Source organism: Kitasatospora purpeofusca (assembly GCF_034043715.1).
GTDB classification, from domain to species: domain Bacteria; phylum Actinomycetota; class Actinomycetes; order Streptomycetales; family Streptomycetaceae; genus Kitasatospora; species Kitasatospora purpeofusca_A.
Map to the genome: position 1 here is coordinate 127200 of NZ_JAXCLC010000013.1, position 12978 is coordinate 140177.

The following is a 12978-nucleotide window of genomic DNA, read 5'->3' on the forward strand; positions in this document are numbered from 1 at the left end:
CGGGCGCCGAGCCGGCCGCCGCGACCGGCCGGAGACGCCGGACAGCCCGCGAGCCGGACGGAGGGAACGGACCGGGAGCCGGGCCGGGGCCGAACGGCGGGCAGGGCGAGCGGCGGTGCGGACGGCGGTGCGAACTGGCGCGGGCCTGGAGCACGCGGTGGAGCACGATGTGAAAGGGCCGCGGAATAGAACAGCCCTTGGAACGAGAATCCCGTATGCGACCGGATGGACGCCGCCCGGGCGCGGTTGGTTCCACCGTACGAGTGAGTCGCTTCCGGCCGGCCCGGCCGGCCGGCGGTAAAGGCATACGATCCGGACGGCCGCCGGAACCGTCCCATCGGTTCTGCCCGTTCACCGGCCGCTCCATGCCCGCCGGGCGGAGCCGTCGCGCCCCGCCGGACCGTGGCGCGACGGACCGGCGCGCGCGGAGCAGAACGCGCCCCCCGACCGGCCCCACCAGGCCCGGAACCGGCCACCCGCCCTGTCATGACTCTGGACATGCCCCGAATGGCCTGTGTAGAAGTGGTGGCATTGCTGTCGATCAATGACGAGTAGTAGCGAATCGAGGCGAAACGCGCCCCTTTGGCCGTGCTCGCTCCAAAACGGCCGTTTCCCGGGGGGTTCCGCATGATCCGCGTGACACGTACCACCGCGTCAGGAGTGGCGGCATGACCGAGTCCCCCCCACCGTCGGCGTCCTCCGAGCCGGTCGAGCCCGGCGGCACCAGCGGGCTCTCCGTCCTCGATCCGCCGGGCTTCCACGGACCGGCCCCGGCCCCGGCCGCCGCCGGCCAGCCGTCCCCAGGGCCGGCCGAGGGCACGGACCGCCACCCGGAGGACGGCGCGGGCACGGCCCCGGCCGCCTGCGCTCCCGAGGGCGCGACCCCGGCCCCCGGTGCCCCCGACGGCCCGGCTCCGACCTCCGGTGCTCCCGACGGCACCGCCCCGGCCCCCGGCGCCCCCGAGGGCGCGGCCCCGGCCCCCGACGCTCCCGACGGCACCGCCCCGGCCTCGACCGGCGTGCAGGACCGTTTGGCCGGACGACTGTCCGATTTCGCCAGCCTGCACGAGCACACCGAGCGGCTCGCCCGCGCCCGCGGCCTCGGCGCCACCCTGGACGCCGTCCTCGCCTCCGGCACCGCGCTGCTCGGCGCCGACCGCGCCCTGCTGGTCACCGTGCTGCCCGGCGGCGGCCCGAGCCAGCCCCTAGGGCTCGGCCTGGACCGCGCCAGCCTCGGCGCGCTGGAGACCGTCCCGCCCGAGCAGAGCCTGCTCGCCCGGCTGCTGCGCGAGCACGACCGGCCCGCCGAGGTGCGGTCGCACGACCTCGCCGAGGACCCGGCGATCGGCGCCCGGCTGCGCGAACTCGCCGGGCAGCTCGGCCTCGGCGGCTGCTACGGCCTGCCGCTCGCCACCGAGGAGGACGGCCCGCTGGCCGCCGCCCTGTGGTTCTACGACGGCCCCGCCGACCCCACCGACCGCCGTCGCGAACTGGCCCGCCGCTACTCCGAGGTCGCCGCGCCGCTGCTGGCCAAGCAGCTGGACGCGGAGAAGGTCCGGCGCACCACCGAGGCGCTGCGCCGCGGCCTGCTGCCCGACCGCCTCCCGCAGACCCGCGGGCTCCGGCTGGCCGCCCGGTTCGTCCCGGCCGGACTGGACCGCTCCTGCGGCAGCGACTGGTACGACGCGATCCCGCTGCCGGACGGCACCGTCGGGCTGACCGTCGGCTCGGTCTCCGGCGACGGCCCCGGCGCCGGACCAGGCTCGGCGCCCGGCGCGGCCGCCGCGATGGGCCGGGTCCGGGCCGCGCTGCGGGCGTACGCGGTGCTGGAGGGCGAGGACCCGGTGTCCGTCCTGGGCGACCTCGAACTACTGCTCAAGACCACCGAGCCGACCCGCAGCGCCACCGCCGTCTACGCCTGGGTGGAGCCGGAGGAGCGCCGGGTCACCCTGGCCGGGGCCGGCCACTGCCCGCCGGTGCTGGTCACCAGGTACGGCGCCGAGTTCGTCGAGACCTCGCTCTCCGCGCCGCTCGGCATGCTCTCCTGCTGGGAGGCGCCCGGGGTCGAGTTCACCGCCGAGCGCGGGGACACCCTGGTCCTCTACACCGAGGGGCTGGCCCGCCGCTTCGGCCAGACCCTGCACTCCGGACAGGCCGATCTGCGCCGGGCCGCCGCCGACGCCCCCCGGGACGTCCGGACCGACCCCGAGCGGCTCTGCGCCCACCTGCTGGCGGCCGCGGCCGCCAGGGAGGCCGACCGGCGGCAGCGGGCCGACCGCCGCGCGGCGGGCCAGGACCCCGCCGACCGGGACGGCGGGGCCGCCCCCCGGCGCTCCACCGCCCCCGCTCCGGCCACCGACGACCTGATGCTGCTCGCCGCCCGCTTCGAGTGACCGCCCGGCGCCGCCCCGGTGCCGGTACCGGAGCCGGTGCTGTGCCGCACACGACCGGGTGAAGGCCCGAACGGATGAGCGGCCGGGCGTCCGTACCATGGACGCACGGCCGCCCACCTGTGTCGTGATCCGACGCGCCCCGGGCGGCACCACGCGCAAGGAGGCGACGTACGTGACCGAGGACCGCACCCCGGCGGTGGCCGAGAACCCCGAGGCCATCGGCGGCGACGAGGAACCGCAGCAGTTCAAGGGCCGCAAGAACGGCCTCTACTCCGAGGTCTCCGACGAACTCGCCGCGTCGATGAAGTCCGGCTGGGCCGACACCGAGCTGCACGGCCTGGCCCCGGTCCCGCAGGCCGCCTACGCCGCCGAGCGCCGGGCCGCGCTCTCCGCCGCCCACCCCGGCGTGCGCCTGGTCGTCCCGGCCGGCACCCTCAAGTTCCGCTCCAACGACACCGACTACGGCTTCCGCGCCGCCAGCGAGTACGTGCACCTCACCGGTGACCGCACCGAGGACGCCGTGCTGGTCGCCGAGCCCACCGGTGCCACCGGCCACGACTTCGGCCTCTACCTGCTGCCCCGCTCCGACCGCGAGAACGGCGAGTTCTGGCTCGACGGCTACGGCGAGCTGTGGGTCGGCCGCCGGCACAGCCTCAGCGAGCAGGAGCAGTTGCTCGGCCTGCCGGTCCGCGACGTCCGCAAGGTCGCCGACGAGCTGGCCGACCGCGCCGCCGACGGCGTGCCGACCCGGATCGTGCGCGGCTACGACGCCGGCCTGGAGGCCGCGCTCGCCGATGTGCTGGACGCCGACAAGGACGCCGAGTTCAAGGAGTTCCTGAGCGGCCTGCGGCTGGTGAAGGACGAGTGGGAGATCGGCGAGCTGCGCGCCGCCTGCGCCGCCACCGTCAACGGCTTCACCGACTGCGTGCGCGAGCTGGGCCAGGCCGTCGCCACCTCCGAGCGCTGGATCGAGGGCACCTTCTGGCGCCGCGCCCGGGTCGAGGGCAACGACGTCGGCTACGGTTCGATCTGCGCCGCCGGCGCGCACGCCACCACCCTGCACTGGGTGCGCAACGACGGCGAGGTCCGCCCCGGCGAGCTGCTGCTGCTGGACGCCGGGGTGGAGACGGAGACCCTCTACACCGCCGACGTCACCCGCACCCTGCCGATCAACGGGCGCTTCGACGAGCTCCAGCGGAAGATCTACGACGCGGTGTACGACGCCCAGGAGGCCGGGATCGCGGCCGTGAAGCCCGGCGCCCGGTTCCGCGACTTCCACGACGCCTCGCAGCGGGTGCTCGCCGAGCGGCTGCTCGCCTGGGGCCTGCTGGACGCCTCCGTGTACGACGTCGAGAAGGTCCTGGAGCTCGGCCTGCAGCGCCGCTGGACCCTGCACGGCACCGGCCACATGCTCGGCCTGGACGTCCACGACTGCGCCCACTCGCGCACCGAGGAGCACGTCGACGCGCTGCTGGTGCCGGGCATGGTGCTCACCGTCGAGCCCGGCCTCTACTTCCAGCAGGACGACCTGACCGTCCCCGAGGAGTACCGCGGCATCGGCGTCCGGATCGAGGACGACATCCTGGTCACCGCCGACGGGAACGAGAACCTCTCGGCCGGCCTGCCGCGCCGGGCCGAGGACGTCGAGGCGTGGATGGCCTCGTTCAACCAGGGCTGACGCGCGCCCCCGGGGCGAACCGCCCCGAACGACCCGGCCGTCGGCGGCCCGGCCCCGAGCAGTGGGGACGGACCCCCGGCGGCCTCGTCACAGGGCTGCCTCGTCACAAGGCTGCCTCGTCACCGGGCGGCCGACGCCGACCGGCGGGCCGGCGCGGTCACGAGTCGACCGCCGCCGTGAACCTCGGCTGGATCACCACCGGCGGCGCGTCCCGGCCGTCGCCCCTGGCCCCCACCACCACCGCGAAGTCGGCGTTGGGCCTCCACTCCTCCGGGACGCTGACCTGGAACTCCAGGTACTTCGAGTCGTGCGGGCGGATCAGCCGTTCCAGCAGCGAGGTGTCGACCACCAGCTGCCCGTTGCCGTCCGGCGCGACCGGGAGCCGCCGGACGCCGCTCCCGGCGCCGTACCTGGTCTCGACCACGGCCTTGGCCGCGTCCGCACCGGTGAGCACCAGGGTCGGCACGACCGAGGCCAGCGGCGCCGCCCCCGGGTTGCTGATGGTGATCGAGAACGAGCTGGGCCGCCCGGCGATCACGCCGTCGCCCGGCGTGGAGTTGAGCCTCAGCTCGGGCGCCGTCCGGCTGGCCGCCGGGGCACTCGTCAGCAGCAGGGGTGCCAGCGCCGAACCCTCCTCGAACCGCTCCGGCGTGGTCGACAGCACGGCCAGGGCCTCGATCAGCAGCGTCCCCTCCGCACTGTCGATCGAGGGGTCCAGCCGGTAGCGGACCGTCCGGGAGGCCCCGGGGCCGAGCGGGAACGCGGCCGCGTCGCCCGAGGCCCGGTAGGCGCCCGAACCCACGGTCAGCGGGACGTCCGTCCAGCCGCCGCCCTCCTCCTCGCGCTGGAGCCGGCCGCGCACCGACCGGCCGGAGCGGACGGTGCCGGTGAGCGTCCGGACCGACACCACCGGGGCCACCGCGTCGTACAGCCGCTGGGTGGTGTTGTACCAGGTCACCGAGAAGGTCGTCGGACCGGCGCCGACGATCGCCTCCGTCCCCGTCAGGCCGTCGAAGCTCAGCGCGACGCCGCCGCCCTGGCGGACCGGGCCGGAGGACGCGGACGCCGCCGGGGGCGGTGGAGCGGACTGCGCTTCGGCCGCCGGGCCGCCGGGCGGCGGGGACGGCGCTCCCGTCCCGGCCCCCGGTGACACGGGGGCCTGACCCTCCTGGCCGGGCGGGACCGGCCCGGTCCCGGGGCCCTGGGCGGCGGTCGACGGACCTCCGGCCGTCCCCTCGGCCGCTTCCCCGACCGGGCGCGCGGTCCCGTCGGCGGGTGGTGCGGGGAAGCCGCTCGGGGATGTCCCGTCGACGCCCCGGCTCGGTACCGGCCCGTCGCTCATCGTGGCCGCCGGCGCGTCGTCGCCCTGGTCGGCGAGCGGGTCGGTGGGCACGGTGAGCACGCCGATGATCATTGCCGCGGCGAGCCCCAACAGGGGCAGGCCCACCAGGTAGGCGGGCCGCCTGCGGTGGCGGGGCCCCTTCGGCGGGTCGGCCGGGCGCAGGTCCTGGGCGGTGATCCGGGTGGCGCGGGCCGCCAGTGCCTCCCGCAGCAGCCGCTCCATCGGCGACTCCCCGCCGGGCAGGCCGGTGACGCCGCTACCGGCGCCGCCCGCCGCACCGCGGTTCCCGCGCGGACCGTCCGCGTCGGGGCCGGGGCGCCGCTGCCCGGGCCGCTCGCGGTCGGGCCGCTCGCGGTCGGGGCGCTGGGAGTCGGGGCGCTGGGAGTCGGGATGCCGCGGATCGGGGCGTCGGAGGTCGGGGCGCCGAGGGCCGGAAGCGTTGCCGTCCGGCTCGTGGTCGGACGTGGAACGCCGGTCGTCGCTCATCGGGCGTCCTCCAGCTTCCGCTCCAGGGCGTCCAGGGCCCGGCTGGCGGTGGACTTCACGGTGCCGCGCGACACCGCGAGGATCTCGGCGATCTCCGACTCGGACAGGTCGGACCAGTAGCGCAGCACCAGCACCTCGCGCTGGCGTGCGGTCAGCTCCTGCATGGCCACCAGCACCCGCCGGTGCTCGTCGTGGAGGACGGCGTGGTCCTCCGCCGAGGGCGCGTCCGCCTCGTGCGGCGGCACGTACTCGCGGGCCGTACGGCGGCGGCGCAGCACCGAGCGGGCCCCGTTGACCACGGCCGTGCGGAGGTAGGCCAGCGCGTTGTCGAGGTCGTCGAGTTCGTCGCCGTGCCGTTGGTACAGCTTGGCGAAAGCTTCCTGCACCACGTCCTCGGCCTGGTCCTGATGGTCGACCAGCAGGACGGCCAGCCGGACCAGGCTCAGCCGGTGCGTGAGGTAGAGCTCGGTCAGCGTCGGCCCGGCCTCGTGGGCCCGGCCGGCGCCGGCCAGCAGCCGGAACCCGGCCCGGCGCCGGCCGGCCGTCTGCGCGGCGACCGGGACGTCGAGGATCTCGCCCGCGCCCTGCGTCTCCGGGGCGCCGAACAGCAGCGCCAGCAGTCGGCGGAGGCCGAACCGCCGCCCCTGGGCGGCCTGGGCGGCCCGCCCGATGGCCATGGACATCCGTCTTCGCTTTCCCCCCGACCGCGGCCCGGCTCCCGCCGGTGCGTCAGGACATCGTCATCGGGTGGCGGGCCCGGCCGAACGAGCGGGCCCACCGGGAAGGTCGTGCCGGACCGGACACATGCCGGACCGGACACGTGTCGTGCCGTCAGGAGTCGGCCCGGGCGCGGGCCGGCCGGTGGTGCGCCGGATCGCCGGTGCGCGGCGCGGCGCGGCCTAGGAGGACGCCTTCGGCGTGTCGTCCGCCATCCAGGTGATCCGCGGCCGGGCCCTCTGCGTCGGGAGGGCGCCGCCGTCGGCCGTCCCGCCGACCGTGAACTCCAGCCCGCTGCCGGCCCTCCAGCCCTTCGGCACGTTGAAGCGGAACGGGTAGACGGCCGTCTCGCCCGGACCCAGCACCCGGGTCAGCCCGGCGGTGTCCAGCCGGACCTGGCCGTCGGCGTCGAGCGCGCCCGACAGCCGCCGCCACTCGCCGTCCACCAGCACCTCGGCGGAGAGGTCGCCCGGCACCAGGCCGTGCGCGGTGTTCCGGCCGAGCGGGTCGGTCACCCTGACCACCGGGGACACGGTGTGGTTGCCGGCGGCGTCCAGGTTGGCCAGTTCCACCCGCAGCTCGGAGGGGATCCGGCCGGCGGTCATGTCGGTCGCCTTGGTCGCCGAGAACCGGACCGGCTGCCCCGTCGTCACGTTCATCCGTGCCTGGGTGCCGCCGACCGACACGGCCTTGGCACCGCGCCCGACATAGCCGTCGGCCTGGATCGGCAGCCGGCCCGACATGCTGTCGGCCGCCAGGGTCAAGCGGTAGCGGACGGTCCGGCTCTCGCCCGGGTCGAGCGCGAACGCCCCCTGCTGGGGCCCGTTGTCCACGCCCTTCTGGTCCGGCTTGACCTCCCGCCACTCGTCGATGTCCTTGCGGTCCAGCAGGCCCTTGGCCGTCGCGCCGAGCCGCGCCACGGCGGCCGGGTAGTCGAACGGGAGCACCCGGACCACCGGGACGATCTCGTCGAAGCGCCGGTCGGTGGCGTTGGTCCAGGTCGTCTCGAACTCGAAGTAGCTGCCGCCGCCGCGGATCTCCCAGGCGCCGCTGAGCGAGCGGATCGCGACGTCCACCCGCTCGGCGACCGCGACGGGCATCTCCTCCGGCCAGTCCGGGGCGGCGGTGCCGGTCGCGGGGGTCGGGCCGCCGCTCGGGGTGGTGGCCGGGGCGGGGTCCACGGGGCGGGCGGTCCCGGTGGGCGCGGGCACGCCGTTGGGGGTCCCGGCCGGCTGCGCCGCGGTGGACGCCGGGCCGCTCGCGCTGCCCGGGCCGCTCCCGGTCGGGGCGGTCGCCCCCGGGGCGGACCCCGTCGGTGCGGCCGACGTGGTGCCCGACGGGCCCGGGCCCGTCGTCCCGGCCGGGGTGGTCGCACCCGGTGCCGTCGCCGTGGGCGACATCTCCTCCGGGGCGGGCCGCGCGTTGGCCACCGGTGCGACGAGTGCCACGCCCGAAGGCGCCGGAGCCGCGGACCGGACCGGCCGGACGCCCGCGCCCGCCTCGGCGGGCAACAGGGCGTAGCCGGCCGCGCCGGCGACCACGGCCGCCAGCGGAACGGTCCTGACGAGACGCCGGACAGTGGACGGACGCATGGTGGGTTCCCCGTGGTAGTCGGACTCGGCCAGTGGGCGAGACCCGGCACCGGTGCGGTCATGCCCGCGCCGGATCGGCCCTCACCCTCTCAGACGCACATCCTCCCCAGGAGTTGTGGGTGGTTCGAAGGAAATTTCGAACTGGCCGGAACGGCTACACTCACCGGCATTCCGCCACCACCCGCCAGCAGGGGTTCCCATGGCCGAGCAGCACCCGACCGGTCCGGCGACCGCAGCCGTCACCGCCGTCGCCGCCGGCATTGCCGGCACCTCGATCCCCTCAGATACCTCCATCTCCTCAGGCACCTTCGGCACCAACACGGACGCCGGTGCCGCGACCGGCCCGGTGGCCGTCAGCATCGGACGGCGGCCGGAGCCGGTGCACGAGGTCGCGGTCTATGCCTTCGACGGCATGACCCCGTTCGAACTCGGCGTCGTGGTCGAGGTGTTCGGACTGGCCCGACCCGAGCTGAGCGGACTGCTGGCCGCCCCCTGGTACGGGCTGCGGGTGTGCGCCGACCACCCCGGAACACCGCTCCGCTCGGTCGGCGGGTTCACCCTCGTCGCCGAACACGGCCTCGACGACCTCGCCGCCGCCGACACCGTGGTGGTCCCCGGCGTGCCGAACGCCTTCGGTGGGGTGGTCTCCCCCGCCCTGGTCGAGGCGTTGCGCACCGCGCACCAGCGCGGCGCCCGGATCGTCTCGATCTGCTCCGGGGCCTTCGCCCTGGCCGCCGCCGGCCTGCTCGACGGCCACGAGGCCACCACTCACTGGCGGTACGCCGAACTGCTGCGGCAGCGCCACCCGGCCGTCCGGGTCAACCCGGACGTGCTCTACGTGGACAACGGATCGGTGCTGACCAGCGCCGGCAGCGCGGCCGGGATCGACCTCTGCCTGCATCTGGTCCGCCGCGACCACGGCGCCAAGGTCGCCAACAGCGTGGCCCGCCGCTTCGTCGTGCCGCCGCACCGGGACGGCGGCCAGGCCCAGTTCATCGAGGCCGCCGTCCGGCCGGTCGAGGAGGAGGACGACGGCGTCGCCCGCTCGATGCAGTGGGCGCTGGACCACCTGGCGGACCCGCTCACGGTCACCGGACTGGCCCGGGCCGCCCGGATGTCCGAGCGCTCCTACCTGCGTCACTTCACCGCCCGCAACGGCACCAGCCCGATGCGCTGGGTGATCAGCCAGCGCGTGGCGGCCAGCCTGCCGCTGCTGGAGGCACCCGACGGCACCGTCGAGGAGATCGCCGGCGCGGTGGGCTTCGAGAGCGCCTCAACCTTCCGGCACCACTTCGGGCGCGTCATGCGCACCTCCCCGACGGCCTACCGCCGCTCCTTCGGCCGCGGCGCGGCGTGACTCCGCGGCGCGGCCCCCTCCCGAGGCCCGCGGCCCGAAGCCCGAGGCCCGGGCCCCGGGAGGAGGCCCGGTGTCAGCCCTGCCCGCCCGTGCGGAAGGCCGCGTTGGCGAGCATGGCGTCGTGCAGCCACTGGGCCAGGCCCGGGGCGAGCTGCTCGTAGACCGCGGTGAACCGCGGGTCGGCGAGGTACATCCCGGCGATGCCGCGGTGGATCTCGTAGGTGCAGTCGTAGAAGTTGTCGCGGATGTGCTGCCGGTGCGCCTCGGCGAGGTCCATCGCCGGACCGCCGTCGGCGGGCTCACCCGCGGTGAACAGTTCGGCCAGGCGGGCGTTGAGCGAGTCCGCCTCGGCCTTGATCCGCTGCCAGTCGCCCTTGTCGTAGCCGCCGGTGCGGCGCTGGGACTCCGCCCAGGCCGGGGTGTCGCCCCAGCGCTGCTCGGCCTCGCCCTCCCACTCCTCGCGGTAGTGCTCACCGAAGAGCTCGAACTTCTCCTCCGGGGTCAGCTGAATACCCATCTTCTCTGCCTCCATGGCGTGTTCGACGGCCGCGGCCAGTTTCTGGAGGTGGGCGATGCGGTCGGTCAGCAGCTGGTGCTGGCGCCGCAGGTGCTCGCTCGGGCTCACCGAGTCGTCGTCCAGAACGGCCGCGATCTCCTCCAGGGGGAACCCGAGTTCGCGGTAGAACAGGATCCGTTGCAGCCGGCCGAGGTCGGCCTCGTCGTACCGGCGGTAGCCGGCCGGCGTGCGGCCCCGGGGGGACAGCAGACCGATCTCGTCGTAGTGGTGCAGGGTCCGGACGGTCACCTTGGCGATCCGTGCCACCGCTCCGACCGTGTGGCCGGTGCGGTCGTCCTGGTCTCCGCTGTTCATCGGGGTACTCCCTTCGTGCTGACCACGACCCTGCCTCCTCCCGTTGCGTGAGGGTCAAGTCCAGTGTCGACGTCCGGTGGAGAAGCCTCCGACCCGGCCGGGTCGGGCGGACGCCGGTTTGTGGGGTCCGGCCAATTGCCGGGACGGGCGGACGGCCACCAGCATGTGCGCGTGACCACGCCCGTACCGTCCGGAACACCGCTGCCGAAGCCGACACCGCCGACCGGCTTCCTTCCGACCGGCTTCCTTCCGGCCGACTCCCCGCCGACCGTCACGACCGGCCCGACCGGCCCGACCGTCACGACCACCACGACCGGCCCGACCGCCGTACCGCCGCCGCCACCGCCGCCGCCACCGGGCCGCCGGCTGGCCGCGGAGCTGGTCGGCACCGCGCTGCTGGCGGCCGTCGTGGTCGGCTCCGGCCGCCAGGCGGACGCTCTGACCGCGGACGCCGGGCTGCGCTTCCTGGCGGACGTCGGCGCCTCGGCGGCGGCCCTGGCGGTGCTGATCACCCTGTTCGGCCCGGTCTCCGGCGGGCACCTCAACCCGCTGATCACCGCGGGTGCCTGGTGGACCGGCCGGGGCGACCCCGCCGGGCTGCCGCTGCGCGCAGCGGTCGGGTACGCCGCCGCGCAGACGGTCGGTGCGGTGGCGGGCACGGGACTGGCCGACGCGATGTTCGGGCACCCCGCGTTCCGGCTGTCGACGGTGCCGCGCGGGAGCGGCGCGCTGTGGCTCGGCGAGGCGGTGGCCACCGGGACGCTGCTGCTGGTGGTGACCGGGGCGACCGCCGCCGGGCGGGGGCGGTCGGTCCCGGCACTGGTCGGCCTCTGGGTGGTCGCGGCCTGCTGGGCGACCTCCTCCGGCGGCTTCGCCAATCCGGCCGTGACGCTGGGCCGGGCGCTCACCGACGGCTGGACCGGGATCGCACCCGGTTCGGTCCCCGGCTTCGTCCTCGCCCAGTGCGCGGGAGCGGCGGCCGGGCTCGGCCTGGCGGCGCTGCTGTTCGACGGCCGGGAACGCGCGCACTCCGGCGCCCGCCAGGGGGTGTCCGACACGCCCTAGGCCGACCGGACGCTCGCCCGCTGCCTGGGCGCCGGGGGCGGCGCGGTCCCCCGTCGGCCGGTCCGCCGCCGTCCCGTCCGCTGCTGCGGAAGGCCGCCGCCGGGACCGCCGCCCGGGCCGCCCCGGCCGGAGGGACGACGGCCGGAACCGCGCCGCCGCTGGGCGGGCAGGAGCAGCACGCACCCGGCCGAGACCACCACGAAGGCGAGCCGGACCAGTCCGCGCGCCGGGTCGGACGGCAGGAACAGCGTGCCCCCGTACAGCGCGGCCAGCGCGATCCAGCTCCACCACGGCACCAGCCGCCGCTGCCCCACCGTGTCCCAGAGCAGCGTGCCGAGCATGATCGACGCGGTGTAGTAGGTGTAGACGCTCGGGTCGAGCAGGATCCGGGCGTCCGCCGCGAGCAGGACGACGGCCGGCCAACGGCCGCGCCACACCGCCAGACCGCCCAGGCCCAGACCGAGGGCGAACTGCGCCGGGCGGTCCCACCAGGGCGTCGTCGGATCGCTCACCCCGAACCAGCGCAGCGCCGAGGCGGTCTGGTTGGGGATGGTGAACTTCGCGGCCGCCATGGTGTCCAGGTCACCCAGGTAGAACGGCAGCCAGGCGACCGCCACCAGTCCGGCGAACCAGAGCCCCGCCCGCACCCACCTGGCCCTGGGCAGGGCGAGGATCAGCGGCGCGAACGCCAGCGCCCACGGTTTGGAGTCCACCGCCAGCGCCAGGTACACACCGACCGCGGTGGCCCGGCCGCGGCTGACCTCGTGTGCGGCGAGGGTGGTGAAGAACAGCGCCAGCACGTCGTCCAGGTGCGCGAAGCGGACCGACACCTCGACCCACATCGGGATGAACGCGAGGCCCGCGACCAGCAGCCGCTGCTGGAGCCGGCGGTGGTTGGTGCCGGTGCCCAGGTGGTGCTGCGCGGCCGTGCGGCCCACCAGCACCAGCATCGCCAGCCCGAGACCGGACATCACCGCCTCGGCCAGCACCTCGCCGGCGTGCCCCGGGAACGGTGCGAAGAGCCGGGCCACGGCCAGGCTGACCGGGCCGATCTGCAACTCGGGGTGATGGGCGTAGAGGGCGAGACCGCCGTCCGACCGGCCGCTGAAGAGCAGTTCCTCGCCCTGGCGCAGGTAGTGCCAGGAGAAGCCGCCGCTCGGCTCGACCAACAGGAACCAGAGAACCGTCCAGGCGAGCAGCAGGACGTGGTGTCTGCGCACCGGCAGGCCCGCGATCCGGCCGGTGGCCGCCTCGTAGTCGGTCCGGGCCCGGCCCGGCCGCCCTGACCGCTCCCGGCGCCCCGCGCCCGTTCCACGCACCCCAGTACCTCGTCCGCCGTGCCGCCCCCTCGGCCGGTCATCCTAGGCGACCGAACGGAACCGCCCGTGCCCCCGGGTACGGGGCACGGGCGGTTCCGTTCCAGGCGCTGCGCCCAGGGCCCGGGTGTGAAAAACCCCCCCCGGGGGGGGGGTGTTTA

At 75.9% G+C, this 12978-nt stretch carries 9 protein-coding genes; 4 read left to right on the plus strand and 5 right to left on the minus strand.

Annotation, left to right across the window (positions count from 1 at the left end; translation table 11 throughout):
• The first annotated feature begins 668 nt into the window (after positions 1-668).
• Positions 669-2393 carry a PP2C family protein-serine/threonine phosphatase gene (locus tag SM793_RS09975; RefSeq protein ID WP_320437716.1) on the plus strand — a complete coding sequence of 575 codons (1725 nt, stop codon included), beginning with the start codon at positions 669-671 and terminating at the stop codon, positions 2391-2393.
• Positions 2394-2565: 172 nt separating this feature from the next.
• Complete coding sequence (locus tag SM793_RS09980) at positions 2566-4071, plus strand: aminopeptidase P family protein (RefSeq protein WP_320437717.1); 1506 nt, start codon at positions 2566-2568, stop codon at positions 4069-4071.
• Positions 4072-4228: 157 nt separating this feature from the next.
• Here SM793_RS09980 and SM793_RS09985 read toward each other — a convergent pair whose 3' ends face one another.
• The 3 genes from SM793_RS09985 to SM793_RS09995 form a co-directional block, all read right to left on the minus strand.
• Positions 4229-5899 carry a hypothetical protein gene (locus SM793_RS09985; RefSeq protein ID WP_320437718.1) on the minus strand — a complete coding sequence of 557 codons (1671 nt, stop codon included), beginning with the start codon at positions 5897-5899 and terminating at the stop codon, positions 4229-4231.
• Positions 5896-6582, minus strand: a complete 687-nt coding sequence (locus SM793_RS09990; protein WP_320437719.1) for a SigE family RNA polymerase sigma factor — start codon at positions 6580-6582, stop codon at positions 5896-5898. The genes SM793_RS09985 and SM793_RS09990 overlap by 4 nt, the downstream gene beginning before the upstream one ends.
• Positions 6583-6798: 216 nt before the next feature.
• Positions 6799-8208 carry a hypothetical protein gene (locus SM793_RS09995; RefSeq protein WP_320437720.1) on the minus strand — a complete coding sequence of 470 codons (1410 nt, stop codon included), beginning with the start codon at positions 8206-8208 and terminating at the stop codon, positions 6799-6801.
• Between the two features lie 379 nt (positions 8209-8587).
• Between SM793_RS09995 and SM793_RS10000 the strand changes: the two genes are divergently transcribed.
• Entirely contained in the window at positions 8588-9565 is a 978-nt protein-coding gene (locus SM793_RS10000; protein ID WP_413815912.1) for a helix-turn-helix domain-containing protein, read from the plus strand.
• 73 nt (positions 9566-9638) lie between these two features.
• Here SM793_RS10000 and SM793_RS10005 read toward each other — a convergent pair whose 3' ends face one another.
• Entirely contained in the window at positions 9639-10436 is a 798-nt protein-coding gene (locus SM793_RS10005) for a MerR family transcriptional regulator (protein ID WP_320437722.1), read from the minus strand.
• A 171-nt stretch (positions 10437-10607) separates the two neighbouring features.
• Here SM793_RS10005 and SM793_RS10010 point away from each other — a divergent pair, with 171 nt between their 5' ends.
• A complete protein-coding gene (locus tag SM793_RS10010) occupies positions 10608-11501 on the plus strand; it encodes an aquaporin (protein WP_320437723.1) in 894 nt (297 codons plus the stop codon).
• Here the strand turns inward: SM793_RS10010 and SM793_RS10015 are convergent.
• Positions 11498-12727, minus strand: a complete 1230-nt coding sequence (locus tag SM793_RS10015) for a hypothetical protein (protein ID WP_320437730.1) — start codon at positions 12725-12727, stop codon at positions 11498-11500. The genes SM793_RS10010 and SM793_RS10015 overlap by 4 nt on opposite strands.
• Between the last annotated feature and the right edge of the window lie 251 nt (positions 12728-12978).